Consider the following 14845-nt stretch of genomic DNA (forward strand, 5'->3'; position numbering starts at 1 on the left):
CATGACCGACACCACCACCACCGAGCGGCCGGGCGTCATCGACGCCCGGCCGGTCCGGCATCCCGGCCGATGGGTCGCCCTCGCCGTCATCGCCGTCCTCGTCGCGATGATGATCAGCTCCGTCGTCACCAACAAGGCCTGGGACTGGCCGTTCGTGCTCAAGGTGATGAACTACTCGCCCGTGCTCGACGGACTGCTCAAGGGCACGATCATCGTGACGATCGTGTCGATGATCCTGGGCGTCGTGCTCGGCGTCATCCTCGCGATCATGCGCCTGTCGGACAACCCCGTGCTGCGCGGCGTGGCGTTCGTCTACATCTGGTTCTTCCGGGCCGTGCCACGCTACGTCCTCATGACGATCCTCGGTCTCGGCGTCCTGACCCTCTACCCGACCCTCGATCTCGGCGTGCCGTTCGGCAAGGACCTCGGGCTGACGTTCTACACCCTCGACGTCAAGACGATCAGCTCCGGCATCACCGTCGGCATCATCGGCCTCGGACTGTCCGAAGCCGCCTACATGGCGGAGATCGCGCGCGCCGGCATCCTGTCCGTCGACAACGGTCAGCGTGAGGCCGCCCAGGCCCTCGGCATGAGCAACGGCAAGGCCATGCGCCGCATCATCCTGCCGCAGGCGATGCGCGTCATCGTGCCGCCGACCGGCAACGAGGCCATCTCGATGGTCAAGGACACGTCGCTGCTGACGGCCGTGCCCGTCACCGCCGAACTGTTCAACCAGGCGCAGAACGTCGCCAACAACACGTACAAGGTGATGCCGAGCTACGTCGGCGCCCTCATGTGGTACCTCATCCTCTGCACGCTGCTCATGCTGCTGCAGAGCTGGCTGGAGCGACGCTTCGCGCGCGGCTTCGGGGCGCAGGGCACCACGACCGGCGGGTTCCGCTCACGTCTGTCCTCGATCGGAAGTGACCACTGATGAGCACCGCCGCCGCCGGGGCGAGCAACGCCCAGCCGCGACCGTCCGCAACCACGGCCCCCGTGGCCTCACGCTCCGATGAGCCACTCGTGCGCGCCGTCAACGTCATGAAGTCGTTCGGCAAGCACGAGGTGCTCAAGGGCATCGACCTCGACGTCCACCCCGGCGAGGTCGTCGTGCTGCTCGGCCCGTCGGGCTCGGGAAAGACGACGTTCCTGCGCTGCATCAACCAGCTCGAGACGATCGACGGCGGGCGCATCTGGGTCGACGGCGACCTCATGGGTTACGCCGACAAGGGCGGGCAGCTGCACCGCCTCACGGACAGGAAGATCGCCGCGCAGCGCCGTGAGATCGGCATGGTCTTCCAGCGCTTCAACCTCTTCCCACACATGACGGCCCTCGAGAACGTCATGGAGGCGCCCGTCCAGGTCAAGGGCGTGGGCAAGGCCGAGGCGAAGGCGGAGGCCGAGCGGCTGCTCGAACGGGTCGGGCTCGGCGACAAGACGAAGCACTACCCCAGCCAGCTCTCGGGCGGCCAGCAGCAGCGCGTCGCCATCGCCCGCGCGCTCGCGATGCAGCCGAAGCTCATGCTGTTCGACGAGCCGACGTCCGCCCTCGACCCCGAACTGGTCGGCGAGGTGCTCGCCGTCATGAAGGAACTGGCCAAGGACGGGATGACGATGGTCGTCGTCACGCACGAGATGAGTTTCGCGCGGGACGTCGCGGACCGTGTCGTGTTCATGGACGCCGGCGTCGTCGTCGAGACCGGCGCGCCGCGCGACGTCATCAACAACCCGCAGCACGAGCGCACCAAGAGCTTCCTGTCGCGCATTCGCAGCGAGCACGAGGCGATCGCCGCCCTCGTCGACGACGAACTGCTCTGACGCTCGCCCAGCTGCACCCCACTACCCTGGTGGGATGCAGCTGGGCTTCGTCGTCGTCAGGGGTCGCTCGATGGAACCGACCTACGTCGACGGCGACGTCGTCCTCGTCGCCTGGGGTGCGTCGCCCCGGGTCGGGCGCTGCCACGTCGTCCGCCTCCCTGACGGCGACGACGGCCCCCGCCCGCTCGCGATCAAACGGGTGACGAGGCGCGAACGCCTCGCCGACGGCGCGTCGGGCTGGTGGGTGGAGCGTGACAACCCCCGTGAGGGGGTCGACTCATGGCTCGTCGGGGCGCTGGGGGACGAGGCGATGCGGGGGCGGGTCGTCAGCCCCGACTCCCCAGTGATGACGCAGATTCTGCGACGTTGTCGCACCTGCGTCAGCACCTTTCGCCGGGGCCGTGTCGCGCGATAGGTTGAGAGCAGTGCTGCCGCTCGGCAGCTGATCACCAGCAGCAAGGAGTCCCTCATGCTGAAGCGTTTCTTCACCCCCACCGTCGAGGTCTCGGCTCACTGCGACCTGCCCTGCGGCGTCTACGACCCTGCCCAGGCCCGCATCGAGGCCGAGTCGGTCAAGGCCATCATCGCCAAGGTCGCCGACAAGCCCGGCGACGAAGACTTCAAGATGCGCGCCACGATCATCAAGGAGCAGCGCAGCCAGCTCGTCAAGGAGCACCTGTGGGTGCTGTGGACGGACTACTTCAAGCCCCCGCACTTCGAGAAGTACCCGCAGCTTCACACCCTCGTCAACGAGGCGACGAAGCTCGCCGGTGCAAGCGGCACCAAGGGCGAGTGGGACATCGCCAAGGCTGACGAGTTGCTCGGCAAGATCGACGAGATCGCTCGCATCTTCGCGGAGACGAAGCAGGCCTGAGCCTCCCTCCCGCAACGAGAACGGCCCGGCATCCCCCTTGGATGCCGGGCCGTTCTCGCTGCCTCACCTGCGGTTCTCGTTCACCGTCGCGAATCCCGTCCCCTCCTGCGATTTCCGTCCACATCGGCGATTCTCGTCCACCTTCATGACGTCAGGTGCGTCAGTGCACGAGGCGGAGGATGACGTCGAGCAACGCCACCCCGGCGACGGTGTACACGCCGGCCCAGATGAGGCTGCCGACGGCGACGGCCGGCAGGTAGCGCACGAGCGGCATCCGGCCGGCCCCGGCCATGAGGTTGACGGCCGTCTGCACGCCGACCGTCAGGAACGACAGCGGGACGGCGAGCGGGCCGAAGCGGTGCACCATGCCCTCGGCGCGCTTGACGGAGCGCGCGTCGAGGTGGTGGGCGTACTTCGGATGCCGACGCCAGCCGCCGATCGCGCCGCGGCCGATCCAGTATGTCGCGTTGGCTCGCGCCATGACGATGCAGAACAGGATGCCGAACGCGAGCGCCACCGGCATCTCACGGATCGATTCCATGCGTTCAGACGGCCTCGGCCCGAGCGTTCGCACCCGCGGGGTAGCAGGCGTCCAGCGCGTCGAAGACGGCGGCGTTGAGAGCGAAGGCGCGACCGGCGGCGTCGAGGGCCTCGTCCTGCTCCTGCGTCGTGAGGGCCAACTCATCGAGGCGGGCGCGGTAGGCGTCCTTGTACGTCTTCGGCTTGGCGATGTCGAAGCGGTAGAAGGTGAGGACATCGTGAGGCGCGTCGTAGTGGCGGCGCATGAGCGTCGCGATGATCTGCCCGCCGGACAGATCCCCGAGGTAGCGCGTGTAGTGGTGGCCGATGAGCGTGGCCGGCGAGGCGGCGCAGGCGACGAGGTCGTCGACGTAGCGCTGCGTGGCGGGCAGGATCGCCGTGGCGTCCGCATAGCCGAGGCGTTCCAGCGCGGCGAGGTCGTGACGCAGCGATGCGGCGCGCTCGAGTGCCGGGTCCAGCAGCGGCGCGAGGCGGGGGTCATCGCGGTGCGTCGCGCACGCCGACTCGAGGTGGTCGTACACCGGCAGCAGCTGACGCTGCAGCCCCTGGTGCGCGCCGATGCTGCTCTCGCCGCCCATGAGGCGGGTCATGAAGCCGCGGTTCTCGGCGTGCTCGTGCGCGGCACGGGTGTGGTCGCGCAGCGCGGCCGACAGGGGCGGGGTGAGGGCCGTCGTCATGGATCCGAGCCTTTCTGATGAGGAAGGCTCACCTTAATAAAGGTCCACCTCCGCTCGGATCAATCGAACGGTTGATCCGAGACTCCACCTCCCCACCACGCCAGGCCGACGAGAGCGAGCCGCCTCTCGCTGCGCGGATGCCCGCAGGGGGCACGAGCGCGATGTGACAGAATGGGGAGGTTGGCCCCCGACGTACCGGGGGGAAGACCCCGAACCAGGGAGCAAGACCATGAGCAAGCGCGCACGCAAGCGTCGCAGCCGCAAGGGCAAGGGCGCGAACCACGGCAAGAAGCCCAACGCCTGAGCATCTGCCGCAGACGCGAACGAAGGCCGACCACCCTCACGGGATGGTCGGCCTTCGTCATGCTCGGTTCGGCGTCAGGCCTCGTAGCCCACCTCGGTGCGCTCGTAGGTGATGCGCGTGAGGATCGACGAGCGCAGTTGCTCCGGCGCCTGCTCACAGGCGCAAGCGCGCTTGATGAGCTTCTTGAGCAGCATGTCGCGCTCGTACTCCGTCAAACACGGGGGGCAGTCGAGCAGGTGAGCCTTGATCTCCTCGTACTGCTCGGCCGTCAGCTCACCGTCGATGTAGGCGTAGAGACGATCGACGTACTCGGGGCACTTGTCGCTCATTTCTTCGCCCCCTTCGCGGTGTCCGCCTCACCCTTGAGGAAGCCGCGCCCACGCGCGTAGTCCTCGAGTTGTTCACGCAGCAGCTTGCGTCCGCGGTGCAGGCGCGACATCACGGTGCCGATCGGCGTGTCCATGATCTTGGCGATCTCCTTGTAGGGGAAACCCTCGACGTCGGCGTAGTACACCGCGAGACGGAAGTCCTCCGGCAAGGCCTGCAGCGCCTTCTTGATGTCGCTGTCGGGCAGGTGATCGAGCGCTTCGTTCTCGGCCGACTTCAACCCCGTCGACGAGTGCGCCTCGGCCCGCGCGAGCTGGTAGTCCTCCACCTCGGCGGCGTCGGACTCGAGCGGCTGACGCTGCTTCTTGCGGTAAGAGTTGATGTACGTGTTCGTCTGGATGCGGTACAGCCACGCCTTGAGGTTCGTGCCCGGCTTGTACTGGTGGAAGGCTGCGAACGCCTTTGCGAACGTCTCCTGCACGAGATCCTCGGCGTCGCTCGGGTTGCGCGTCGTGCGCAGGGCGGCGCTGTAGAGCTGATCGAGGTACGGCATCGCGTCACGATCGAAGCGCGCGGCCCGCTCGGCCGGGGTCTCGGTACTCGGGTCGAAATCCTTGGAATCGGTGACGCTGCGTGGCGCCGCGCCGCCGTCTGGCTGCGGCGCGCCGAGGGCGTCGACCGTCGTGTTGTCTGTCATCGCGCTCAACCCTAGCGCGGGGTGCGGCGCGACACGAGACGCGCGCGTGCCCGCGCCACCGAAACCGGTGGTGAGGCTCAGCGCGGACGGTTCGACCGGAACCACGGGTGCTACCAGCATCGTGCTCACTTTCGACGTTCGAATGGCCCTCGTGGGCTTTCTGTTTCGCCGTCGTCAACACGATGAGTGGGCTGCGCTATTCCCCGCCCCGCTCTCGATATGAGTCAGGACGCGGCGGCCAGCCACCTGCGCACGGCGTCGACGACATCCTGCGGCTGCTTGCTGAATCCGTGCGGGCCCGCGACGGCGGCGACGTCGGCGCCGGGCAGCGCGGCGCGGATCGCGTCGGGGCCGCCGAAGGTGTCCGTGGCGCCTTGCACGACGAGCAGGGTAACGACCGCATCGAGCACGGCTTGCGCCTCGTCCGTGCGCCATTTCGACGGGTCGTCCGCCTTGCCCGGCGCCGCGAGCGGAAAAGCCAGCGCGACGACGGCGTCAGCGCCCGTCTCGACGGCGGTGCGGCACGCGACGCGGGCACCGGCGGAACGACCACCCTGCACGAAGCGGCCCGTGATCTCGCCCGCCTCGCGCAAGTGGCTCACGACGGCGCGCCAACCCTCGTCGAGGGTCTTCGGGGGCGTGGCGATCTTGCGGCCCGCGAGCACCCAGGGCTGGTCGACGAGGACGACACGCCACCCGTCATCGGCGAGGTCGAGCAAGCCCCACAGGTCGAGCGTGTTCGTGCCCTTGCCGGCGCCGTGTCCGAGGACGAGTGTTCCGACGGGCTGGTGTTTGCCGGTCGTCGTGACCGCCGCAGTCTCAGCGTTCGCAGACTCGGTGCTCGAGGACTCGGAGTTCTTCACCTCGGTGTTCGCGGGACCACCGACCGGATCGATGACGTAGGCGCGTGCCGGCCCGGCGTCCGTCTCGATGTCAAGAACGCGGTGCGCTCGTTCCGGCGCGACAGACCGGGAGGGACGTGGTTCGGCGGTCACTTCTCGGCCCCGATGATCTCGCCGGTCGCGGGGTCGACGACGCCCACGAGGTCGGATTCCGGCGCGGGTTCGATGAGGCCTGGGCCGTTCGTCCGATTCGAACTCACCGCGCGTGAGACGGGGTAGGCCTCGAAGGGGCTCGAATCGCCGGGCGTGAGGAACGTCGCGACGTCGGCGTCGTCGGTCAGCGTCGGGTCGAGCCACTCGGCCCATTGCTCGCGTTCGAGCGCGAGGGGCTGGCGATCGTGGATGCGGTCGAGGCCCTGCCCCGCGCTCGTCGTGATGATGGCGAACGTCGTCAGCCACGCGGCCGGGTCGCCGTCGGGCAGCGAACGATCGCACCAAAACTCGTAGAGGCCGGCGAATGCGACGTCCGTGCCGTCGACGCGGCGCATGTAGAACGGCTGCTTGCGCGGTTTGCCCTTGGCGTCGAGCGCCGTCGGTGACAGCTGCCACTCGTACCAACCCGACGCGGGCACGAGGCAGCGACGCGCGCGGGCGGCCTTCGCGAACGACGGTTTCTCGAGCAACGTCTCAGCGCGCGCGTTGATCATGCGCACGCCACCCTTGGTGTCCTTCGACCACGACGGCACGAGCCCCCACGTGAGGTGACGCAGCTGACGCTTCGCCTCGCCGCGCGAGCCGTCGTCGAGCCGCTCGGGACGGGTCAGGACGACGGGCGCCTGCTTCGTCGGCGCCATGTTGTAGTCGGGCTCACCGACAGGCGGGTTCTGCGGCGACGCGAGCAGCGACCGCGTCTGCTCGCCCGTCGCGTCGACGTCGACCTCGAACTCCTCGACCAATTCACCCGTGCTCGCACTGGCTGCGTATCTGCCGCACATGGGCCAAGCCTAAGAGGAGAGGTCGTCGTCTCACCCAGTCTTGCCCGGCTCCGGTGAAGAAAGCGACCATTCGCCGCCCGTCGTGCCTCCATCACTTCACCGAGCGCAACCGGCTTTCGGGCCCCCGGCGCTGCCCCTGCCCGTCTGGCACGCCCGGGTCTCAGGCGCGCCCGCTGCGCCACGACTGCAGGTCACGCTTCTGCTGGAGGTATTCGTCTGCACCGTCCGTCTCGAGCAGAAGTCGATCAAGACCACGCAGAGCAGCGACCTTGCCGCCCTCGTCGATCTGGCCGGTCAGACGCAGCAGCGTGAATGCTCTCGCCACCACCCAGGTCGCTTCGTCAACGGCATCGAGGGGCGACGTGCCGATCGCGGCGGCCGACTCCCGCCATTCTTCGTCCGTGTCGTACATCTCTCGCAGGCGCGTGGAGGACGTCAGCTCGTCCCGACGGCTCTCCCACTCCGCAAGCACACCGGCGGCCCCGTCACTGCCGAACGGAGACCATTCATCTGCGGGGTCGTCGTAGATGGGGTGCGTGAAATGCGCCGCGAAGCGCGGGTGCGATGGGTTCATCGCCCGGACCGCATCATTGACGCGCGCTGCACCCCCCACGAGCGTGGCGCCGCTGCGGTCATGCGCATCGCACCGACGTGAAGCGGCTCGGCTCACGTGATTCGTCAAGAAGAAAGCATCCGGAATCACACAACGCCTCCCCGCAGTGTCGAAAGACGGTGCCGGCTTGAACTTCCCCCTGACTTCGAACGACGGACCTGAATCGTCGACGTAGATGGAGCGTGCGATCCCCATGGCGATGGTGGGGGAAGCCTCGTCATGAGGAACGACGTAGAGGGAACGGCCATCCGCGTGACTCACGGCCAGGGTGTATCCCACTCCGCTATCCGCGACGATGGTATGAATCAGCTTTGCCTCGCGGATCGCCCGGCTCTTCCTGACGGGGAGCTCCCTACGGAAGGAACGTTGATCGACTCCCGCGAGAATCCTTTCGAACTCCGTCGTGTCCTCGAAGGCCATCCCCTTGATGGCGTCGATCATCTGGCTCAAGTAGGACGGCGCCGATGGCTCGGTCGACAGGGTCATGTCACTCAGCCCGGCCCTCATCGCCCGATCAGAACCCGTCAGGTCGGCAGCCATGTACGCCCTCCGGCCGGTGAGAGGAGTGGCAAGCGCGCCCAAGGCCTTCGTGACGTGACCGGCCGCGACATAAGCGGTTCGGAGAGACTCTTCTGTCAGGTCCCATTCTCCGAAGGGGTCCCTGTCATCGATGGTGACGGTTCGAAGTCTTGCCATCGTGTGCATCTCCCTGCCCCTGGATGCGAGGACGGTCGCGTCCACGACGAGACATCATGTTAGTCAGCCCCCACGCAGCTCTGCGGGGGCCGATCGGGCAGCTCCATCTGCGAGTTCGCCCACGGATCGGCCAGGATGGACCGCGCCCACTGCCCCACAGCGTTGGAGTGAGTGCGCAGCCGGGCGGCCGGTGGCAGTACAGGGCTCGCATGTTGTCGGTGGCGCCGACTAACGTGGGAGGCCAAGGCGTCGACGATCGACGCCGACCTTCACAGGAGGAGGAACCATGATCCGTCGCATCGCGCGTACCGCGCTCGCCAGCTACTTCCTCAACGAGGCGGCCAAGGCGTTCACCAACACGAAGTCGCAGGCCGCCGAGGCCGCGCCGTTCGTCGAGTTCGCCAGCCGCGAGAGCGGCAGCAAGGTGCCGAACGACCCCGAGATGATCGTCAAGGGCCAGGGCGCGCTCATGGGTGCCGCCGGCACCGCCCTCGCGCTCGGCAAGTTCCCGCGCCTGTCCGCGGCTCTGCTCGCCCCGACGGTCGGCGCGAACGCCTACATGCACGAGGCGTTCTGGGCCGAGAAGGACCCGGAGGTGAAGGCACGCAAGCAGTCCAACTTCTTCCGCACTGCCGCCATCGTCGGTGGCGTGCTGCTCGCCGCCGCCGACACCGCGGGCAAGCCGGGCCTCGCCTGGCGTACCTCGCACGGCGTCGACGTCACGCGCCGTGAGGCCAAGCGCGCCGCGAAGACGGCTCGTCGCGAGGCCAAGCTCATGGCCGCCGTCGCCGGGAGCAAGCTGCCCTCATGACCTCCGGCAGTACGAGCGCTCGCGCAGCGGGCCTCGACATGAAGAACTCCGACATGACGACCACCGCCGCGACGAGCGCCGCTTCCGCGAACCCGACGACCGACTGGCCCGCACCTCGCGCGGACCGGCCGGTCGTCGGCGCGTTCAGCGTCCCCGGCTCGAAATCCCTGACGAACCGCTACCTGGTCCTCGCCGCCCTCGCCGACGACGACTCTCTCCTGCGGGCGCCGTTGCGCTCGCGCGACACCCTCCTCATGGCGCAAGCACTGCGCTCGGTGGGCGTCCAGGTCGAGGACGTGCCCGGAGACTCCCCCGAGGGCGACGACTGGCACGTCACTCCTGCACCCTTTCGGGGCCCCGCGCAGGTCGACTGCGGCCTCGCCGGCACCGTCATGCGCTTCCTCCCGCCGGTCGCCGCCCTCGCGGACGGGCCGGTCGCCTTCGACGGCGACGAGCACGCCCGCAATCGCCCCATGGGTCCTGTCCTGCAGGCCCTCGCCGACCTCGGCGTCCGCATCGACGACGACGGCCGCCGCGCACTGCCGTTCACCGTCCACGGCACCGGAGCCGTCACGGGCGGGCGCGTCGAGGTCGACGCGTCGACGAGTTCGCAGTTCGTCTCCGCACTACTGCTCTCCGGCGCGCGCTTCGACGAGGGCGTGACGATCGTCCACACCGGCGCAACGCTGCCGAGCATCCCCCACATCGACATGACGGTCGAGGTGCTGCGTGACGCGGGCGTCGTCATCGAGGTCGGTGACGACGTCGACGCCGACGGGCGCGGCAGCTACGCGTGGAGCGTCGAACCCAGCGACATCCGCGCGCTCGACGTCATGGTCGAGCCCGACCTGTCGAACGCTGCCCCCTTCCTCGCGGCGGCCGCCGTCACGGGTGGCGAGGTGTTCATGGCCGACTGGCCGACGTTCACGACGCAGCCGGGCGATCACATCCGTGGCGTTCTCGAGCGCATGGGCTGCAAGGTGACGCTCGATCGTGACGGTCTGCGTGTGCGCGGCCCCGAAAGCGGTCGTCTGCGGGGCATCGACGTCGACCTCACCGAAGCGTCCGAGCTGACGCCCGTCGTCGTCGCCCTGTGCGCGCTCGCCGACGGTGGCAGCCGCATCCGCGGCGTCGCCCACATCCGCGGCCACGAGACCGATCGGCTCGCGGCGCTCTCGCGCGAGTTCACGGCGATCGGGGCGCAGGTGCACGAGACCGAGGACGGTCTTGTCATCACCCCGGTGCCGCGAGAAGTGCTGCACGGCGGGCTGTTCCACACGTACGACGATCACCGCATGGCGATGGCGGCTGCGGTCGTCGGGCTCGTCGTTGACGGCATCGTCGTCGAGAACGTCGGCACGACCGCCAAGACGCTGCCGCACTTCGACCGGCGGTGGGAGGCGCTGCTCGACGGCACGAGTGCGGCGCACGAGCCGGCGCTGCAGCGGACGGTCTGAGATGGCGAGTCGCAACTGGAGTGAGTCCGACGTGCGCGTGCGCCCCAACCGCAAGGGATCTCGGCCCCGCACGAAGGATCGCCCCAAGCACGCCGACGCCGTCATCGGCATGGTGACGGGTGTCGACCGCGGCCGCTGGTCGGTCCTGCTCGACGGACGGCAGATCACGGCGATGCGCGCCCGCGAGCTGACGCGCACGCCCATCGTCGTCGGTGACCGTGTTGCGCTCGTCGGCGACACGAGCGGTCACGAGGGCTCGCTCGCGCGCATCGTGCGCGTCGAGGAACGCTCGAGCGTGCTGCGCCGCACCGCCGACGACACCGACCCGTACGAGCGCGTCATCGTCGCGAACGCCGACCAGCTCGTCATGGTGACGGCGGTCGCGAACCCCGAGCCGCGGACCGGCCTCATCGACCGCTGCCTCGTCGCCGCCTACGACGCGGGGCTCGACCCGCTGCTCGCGCTGACGAAGGCCGACCTTGGCGACCCGGCGCCGTTCCTCGCGAACTACGCCGACCTCGACGTGCCGCACAGCGTCACGTCGGCGCACGAGCTGAGCGACGCCCAACGGGACGAGCTGATCGCGTCCGGTGGTCGTGTCGCCCGTGACCTCGACGGTCTCGACGACCTGCGCGCCCGCCTCGCCGGGCGTGTCAGCGTCCTCGTCGGGCACTCCGGCGTCGGCAAGTCGACACTCGTCAACGCCCTCGTTCCGGATGCCGCGCGCACGACCGGCCACGTCAACGACGTGACGGGACGCGGGCGCCACACCTCGACGTCGGCGATCGCCCTCGAACTTCCCGGGCCGGAGGGCGGCTGGATCATCGACACCCCCGGCATTCGTTCGTTCGGCCTCGCACACATCGACCCGACGACGATCGTCGACCACTTCCCTGAGCTCGCCCCCGGCACTGCCGAATGCCCACGCGGCTGCTCGCACGACGAGGCAGACTGCGCGCTCGACGCCTACGTCGCCGCGGGTCACGCCGGCACGACGGGCCCGGCGCGCCTGGCGTCGTTGCGTCGTCTGCTGCGCTCGCGCCACGTGCCCGACAAGGACGAGCACCTCGAGCGACGCTGAACCCGACCGCGGGGTAGACGAGTGAGCACTCACTCGCCTACCCCGCTACCGCGTGCTCGCGGTGCCGGCGAGCCGGTAGCGTGGGCGCAATGAGCGACACCCTGCGCGACCCCAGCCCGTACCACGACGACCTGCGCCTGGCCCACGTCCTCGCCGACTCGGTCGAAGAGATCACGATGTCGCGCTTCGGCGCCGCCGACCTGCAGGTCGAGTCGAAACCCGACCTCACCCCCGTGACGGAGGCCGACCGCGAGGCCGAACGCGTCATCCGCGAGAACCTCAAGCGCGCGCGCCCGCGCGACGCCATCAAGGGTGAGGAATTCGGCACGAGCGGCGACGCCGATCGGCTGTGGATCATCGACCCCATCGACGGGACGAAGAACTACGTGCGCGGTGTGCCCGTCTGGGCGACCCTCATCGCCCTCGTCGACGCGGGCACGCCCGTCGTCGGTCTCGTCGCCGCACCCGCACTGCACCGCCGCTGGTGGGCCGCGCAGGGCACCGGCGCGTGGACCGGACGCAGCCTCACGAGCGCGACGTCGATCAGCGTCTCGAAGGTCGACAGGCTGGCGGACGCCTCTCTCAGCTATTCCTCGTTCAACGGCTGGGCCGAACGTGGCAAGGACATGGACCTGTTCCGCCTGTCGAAGGAATGCTGGCGTTCACGCGCCTACGGCGACTTCTTCTCGCACATGCTCGTCGCGCAGGGAAGCGTCGACATCGCGCCCGAACCGGAGCTCGAGGACTACGACATGGCGGCGCTCGTGCCCATCGTCACCGAGGCGGGCGGCCGCTTCACCGGCCTCGACCGACGCCCCGGCTGCTGGAGCGGCAACGGCGTCTCGACGAACGGCCTGCTCCACGACGAGGTGCTCGCTCGTCTCGGCGACGACTCCCCCGCGCCGTCCCTCATCCCGGGCGAGTGACGACGACGGCGCCCCGCTCGCGTGAGCGGGGCGCCGTCGCGCATCGCACGGATTCGTGCGACCGGAATCAGGCCTTCGGCGTCTCAGACTGCTTCTCGAGCGCCGGCGCGTCCGCACCGTCAACGGCTTCGAGCTGCGCGCTGCCCTTCGACAGCTCGAGCAGGCCGGGCACGTCGACGCTCGGGTGGTACTTCTCCCCGAGTTCGGCGATCGCGAGACGCGCGTGGACCTGCTGCTCCGTGGTGGTGCGCTCGTCGCGGCTGTCGCTCGCGAACGCGACGGCCCAGCTCAGCATCGTCGACAGGCGCGACTTGAAGCCGATGATGTAGACGAGGTGAACGCCGAGCCACATGAGCCACGCGATGAACCCCTCCGTCTCGAGGCGGCCCACCTTCGTCACGGCCGAAAAACGGGAGATCGTCGCCATCGAGCCCTTGTCGAAGTACTTGAACTTCGCCGGGGCCGGCTCACCCTTGACGCCCGCGAGGATCGACTTGGCCGCGAACTTTCCGCCCTGGATCGCCACCTGCGCGACGCCGGGCAGCTTGTCGAGGCTCATCATGTCGCCGACGACGAAGATCTCCGGGTGGCCGGGCAGCGTCAGGTCGGGCTGCACGGAGATGCGCCCGGCGCGGTCGACCTCGGCGCCCGTCTTGTCACCGAGCAGCTTGCCGAGCGGGCTCGCGGCGACGCCTGCGGCCCACACCTTGCACGCGGAGTCGATGCGGGTGACGGTGCCGTCCTGCGTCTTCATCTCGATGCCCGTGGCGTCGACATTCGTCACCATCTGCCCGAGCAGCACCTCGACGCCCATGCTCTCGAGCTGCTTCTTCGCCTTCTCGCCGAGGTTCTTGCCGAACGGTGGCAGCACCTGCGGCGCCGCATCGACGAGGACGATGCGCGCGTCCTTGGGGTTGATGTGGCGGAAGTCCTCGGCGAGGGTGCGGTTGGCGAGTTCGCTGATCTGCCCGGCCATCTCGACGCCCGTCGGGCCGGCCCCGACGACGACGAACGTCAGCAGCGTGCGCACGTCGTCCCACTCGCCGGCGGCCGCGGCCACTTCCGCTGTCTCGAAGGCACCGAAGATGCGACCTCGCAGCTCGAGCGCGTCGTCGATGCTCTTCATGCCGGGCGCGAACTCGGCGAAGTGGTCATTGCCGAAGTACGACTGCCCCGCGCCGGCCGCGACGATGAGCGAGTCGTAGTCGTACGTCTGGGTCGAGTCCAGCAGTTGCGCGAAGACGCGCTTGTTCTGGACGTCGATGTCGCTGACCGTCCCCTGGAATACCTCGACGTTCTTGACCTTCTTGAGCACCTCGCGCGTGCTCGGGGCGATGACGCCCTCGCTGAGGATGCCGGTCGCGACCTGGTACAGCAGCGGCTGGAACAGGTGATGCGTCGTCGAGGAGATGAGGACGACGTCGACGTCCTCGTCCTTGAACTGGGTCGCGGCGAACAGACCGCCGAAGCCGGAGCCGATGATGACGACGCGGTGGCGCGTGGCGCTCTTGTGTGCAATACCCATGGATTCCTCGCAGATCTCGCGTGCGTGTCGCCTGGCCCGATCACGCTTGGACGCTGCCCCCAGCTTACTCATTCCCGACGCCCACCCATGGGTGTGTCGCGGCCGGTAGGCTGCCCCATGACACGGGCGCGCCCGACCACCGACATCGGCGGGCCGACACCCGGATGACAACGACGGATCGACGTAGGACGGGACGGCGCCCCGCGCCGCGAACGGAGTGGACGATGAGCGAACGAGGCCGCGAGCCGTACCCCATCCAGTGGAACGCGCCCGCCACGGGCACCGCGCAGCCGGCGTGGGCCGGGCCGCGACCAGATGCTCAGCTCGACGCGCCCGCCGGCCAGGCTGACGCTCCGGCTGCCGCCGGCGGACGCTCGTCGGGCGATGCCCCGGCCACGCCGCAGCAGAGGGATGCGCGACAGACGGACGCGAGCTCGGCCGACGAGCAGGGCGTCGGCCCGGCCGCTCCCGGGCAGCTCGGCAACCCGTGGAACGACGCCCAGCCCGCCGCCACGCCCGTGGGGTGGGCAGGCGAACAGCAGCCCGCCGGGCGGCCTGCGCCCGGCGATGCAGGTCAGCACGCGGCGCCCTCGGCGCCTCACGCGGTGGGCTCCGACCCCGCTGACGGTGCATCCGAGTCGCCGCGCCACGACCAGGCCGAC

General features: G+C 69.1%; 17 protein-coding genes and 1 pseudogene. 10 read left to right on the forward strand and 8 right to left on the reverse strand.

Going from position 1 to position 14845, the window contains the following annotated elements:
* Window position 1 precedes the first annotated feature (1 nt).
* The 4 genes from B2284_RS04680 to sodN are packed head-to-tail and all read left to right on the forward strand — an operon-like array spanning window position 2 to window position 2692.
* A complete protein-coding gene (locus B2284_RS04680) occupies window positions 2-934 on the forward strand; it encodes an amino acid ABC transporter permease (protein ID WP_006945891.1) in 933 nt (310 codons plus the stop codon).
* Entirely contained in the window at window positions 934-1818 is an 885-nt protein-coding gene (locus tag B2284_RS04685; RefSeq protein WP_006945930.1) for an amino acid ABC transporter ATP-binding protein, read from the forward strand. Before B2284_RS04680 ends, B2284_RS04685 begins: the two co-directional genes overlap by 1 nt.
* Window positions 1819-1852: 34 nt before the next feature.
* Window positions 1853-2233 (forward strand): S24/S26 family peptidase, encoded by a 381-nt coding sequence (locus B2284_RS04690; protein ID WP_006945900.1) that lies wholly within the window; start codon window positions 1853-1855, stop codon window positions 2231-2233.
* Window positions 2234-2287: 54 nt separating this feature from the next.
* Window positions 2288-2692, forward strand: coding sequence for a superoxide dismutase, Ni (gene sodN / locus B2284_RS04695; RefSeq protein WP_006945950.1), 405 nt, complete (start codon window positions 2288-2290; stop codon window positions 2690-2692).
* Between the two features lie 160 nt (window positions 2693-2852).
* Here sodN and B2284_RS04700 read toward each other — a convergent pair whose 3' ends face one another.
* Together B2284_RS04700 and B2284_RS04705 are read right to left on the reverse strand one after the other, a co-directional pair.
* Window positions 2853-3233 (reverse strand): DedA family protein, encoded by a 381-nt coding sequence (locus tag B2284_RS04700; protein ID WP_062257127.1) that lies wholly within the window; start codon window positions 3231-3233, stop codon window positions 2853-2855.
* Between the two features lie 4 nt (window positions 3234-3237).
* Complete coding sequence (locus tag B2284_RS04705) at window positions 3238-3909, reverse strand: biliverdin-producing heme oxygenase (protein WP_062257125.1); 672 nt, start codon at window positions 3907-3909, stop codon at window positions 3238-3240.
* Between the two features lie 229 nt (window positions 3910-4138).
* On the opposite strand from B2284_RS04705, the gene B2284_RS14435 reads away from it, so the two are divergent.
* Window positions 4139-4213, forward strand: a complete 75-nt coding sequence (locus B2284_RS14435) for a 50S ribosomal protein bL37 (RefSeq protein WP_369798754.1) — start codon at window positions 4139-4141, stop codon at window positions 4211-4213.
* A 74-nt stretch (window positions 4214-4287) separates the two neighbouring features.
* Here B2284_RS14435 and rsrA read toward each other — a convergent pair whose 3' ends face one another.
* From rsrA to B2284_RS04735, 5 genes are all read right to left on the reverse strand, one after another.
* Complete coding sequence (rsrA, locus tag B2284_RS04715) at window positions 4288-4542, reverse strand: mycothiol system anti-sigma-R factor (protein WP_062257123.1); 255 nt, start codon at window positions 4540-4542, stop codon at window positions 4288-4290.
* Window positions 4539-5357, reverse strand: coding sequence for a sigma-70 family RNA polymerase sigma factor (locus tag B2284_RS04720; RefSeq protein ID WP_286697255.1), 819 nt, complete (start codon window positions 5355-5357; stop codon window positions 4539-4541). Before B2284_RS04720 ends, rsrA begins: the two co-directional genes overlap by 4 nt.
* A gap of 104 nt (window positions 5358-5461) precedes the next feature.
* Window positions 5462-6100: an alpha/beta hydrolase family protein gene (locus tag B2284_RS04725; RefSeq protein WP_286697256.1), complete on the reverse strand. Its 639-nt coding sequence runs from the start codon at window positions 6098-6100 to the stop codon at window positions 5462-5464.
* A 128-nt stretch (window positions 6101-6228) separates the two neighbouring features.
* Window positions 6229-7074, reverse strand: coding sequence for an SOS response-associated peptidase (locus B2284_RS04730; RefSeq protein ID WP_006945914.1), 846 nt, complete (start codon window positions 7072-7074; stop codon window positions 6229-6231).
* Window positions 7075-7234: 160 nt separating this feature from the next.
* Complete coding sequence (locus tag B2284_RS04735; protein ID WP_143181548.1) at window positions 7235-8227, reverse strand: hypothetical protein; 993 nt, start codon at window positions 8225-8227, stop codon at window positions 7235-7237.
* Window positions 8228-8669: 442 nt separating this feature from the next.
* Between B2284_RS04735 and B2284_RS04740 the strand changes: the two genes are divergently transcribed.
* From B2284_RS04740 to hisN, 4 genes are all read left to right on the forward strand, one after another.
* The gene (locus B2284_RS04740; protein WP_286697257.1) at window positions 8670-9194 is read left to right on the forward strand and encodes a hypothetical protein; all 525 of its coding nucleotides are present in this window, start codon (window positions 8670-8672) and stop codon (window positions 9192-9194) included.
* Window positions 9191-10651 carry a 3-phosphoshikimate 1-carboxyvinyltransferase gene (gene aroA / locus B2284_RS04745; RefSeq protein ID WP_286697258.1) on the forward strand — a complete coding sequence of 487 codons (1461 nt, stop codon included), beginning with the start codon at window positions 9191-9193 and terminating at the stop codon, window positions 10649-10651. Before B2284_RS04740 ends, aroA begins: the two co-directional genes overlap by 4 nt.
* Before the next feature lies 1 nt (window position 10652).
* Complete coding sequence (rsgA, locus tag B2284_RS04750) at window positions 10653-11732, forward strand: ribosome small subunit-dependent GTPase A (RefSeq protein WP_006945866.1); 1080 nt, start codon at window positions 10653-10655, stop codon at window positions 11730-11732.
* 89 nt (window positions 11733-11821) lie between these two features.
* Window positions 11822-12658 carry a histidinol-phosphatase gene (gene hisN, locus B2284_RS04755; protein WP_286697259.1) on the forward strand — a complete coding sequence of 279 codons (837 nt, stop codon included), beginning with the start codon at window positions 11822-11824 and terminating at the stop codon, window positions 12656-12658.
* 67 nt (window positions 12659-12725) lie between these two features.
* On the opposite strand, the gene B2284_RS04760 is transcribed toward hisN, so the two are convergent.
* Window positions 12726-14183: an NAD(P)/FAD-dependent oxidoreductase gene (locus tag B2284_RS04760; protein WP_006945907.1), complete on the reverse strand. Its 1458-nt coding sequence runs from the start codon at window positions 14181-14183 to the stop codon at window positions 12726-12728.
* 224 nt (window positions 14184-14407) lie between these two features.
* Between B2284_RS04760 and B2284_RS04765 the strand changes: the two are divergent.
* Window positions 14408-14845 (forward strand): annotated as a pseudogene (locus B2284_RS04765) (hypothetical protein); the annotation flags it as partial.

The sequence above is a fragment of the Dermacoccus sp. UBA1591 genome (genome assembly GCF_002322065.1).
GTDB classification, from domain to species: domain Bacteria; phylum Actinomycetota; class Actinomycetes; order Actinomycetales; family Dermatophilaceae; genus Dermacoccus; species Dermacoccus nishinomiyaensis.

Coding starts and splice junctions, on each gene's coding strand:
- B2284_RS04680 (WP_006945891.1), top strand. CDS start 2: ATGACCGACACCACCACCACCGAGCGGCCGGGCGTCATCGACGCCCGG.
- B2284_RS04685 (WP_006945930.1), top strand. CDS start 934: ATGAGCACCGCCGCCGCCGGGGCGAGCAACGCCCAGCCGCGACCGTCC.
- B2284_RS04690 (WP_006945900.1), top strand. CDS start 1,853: ATGCAGCTGGGCTTCGTCGTCGTCAGGGGTCGCTCGATGGAACCGACC.
- sodN (WP_006945950.1), top strand. CDS start 2,288: ATGCTGAAGCGTTTCTTCACCCCCACCGTCGAGGTCTCGGCTCACTGC.
- B2284_RS04700 (WP_062257127.1), bottom strand. CDS start 3,233: ATGGAATCGATCCGTGAGATGCCGGTGGCGCTCGCGTTCGGCATCCTG.
- B2284_RS04705 (WP_062257125.1), bottom strand. CDS start 3,909: ATGACGACGGCCCTCACCCCGCCCCTGTCGGCCGCGCTGCGCGACCAC.
- rsrA (WP_062257123.1), bottom strand. CDS start 4,542: ATGAGCGACAAGTGCCCCGAGTACGTCGATCGTCTCTACGCCTACATC.
- B2284_RS04720 (WP_286697255.1), bottom strand. CDS start 5,357: ATGCTGGTAGCACCCGTGGTTCCGGTCGAACCGTCCGCGCTGAGCCTC.
- B2284_RS04730 (WP_006945914.1), bottom strand. CDS start 7,074: ATGTGCGGCAGATACGCAGCCAGTGCGAGCACGGGTGAATTGGTCGAG.
- B2284_RS04735 (WP_143181548.1), bottom strand. CDS start 8,227: ATGGCTGCCGACCTGACGGGTTCTGATCGGGCGATGAGGGCCGGGCTG.
- B2284_RS04740 (WP_286697257.1), top strand. CDS start 8,670: ATGATCCGTCGCATCGCGCGTACCGCGCTCGCCAGCTACTTCCTCAAC.
- aroA (WP_286697258.1), top strand. CDS start 9,191: ATGACCTCCGGCAGTACGAGCGCTCGCGCAGCGGGCCTCGACATGAAG.
- rsgA (WP_006945866.1), top strand. CDS start 10,653: ATGGCGAGTCGCAACTGGAGTGAGTCCGACGTGCGCGTGCGCCCCAAC.
- hisN (WP_286697259.1), top strand. CDS start 11,822: ATGAGCGACACCCTGCGCGACCCCAGCCCGTACCACGACGACCTGCGC.
- B2284_RS04760 (WP_006945907.1), bottom strand. CDS start 14,183: ATGGGTATTGCACACAAGAGCGCCACGCGCCACCGCGTCGTCATCATC.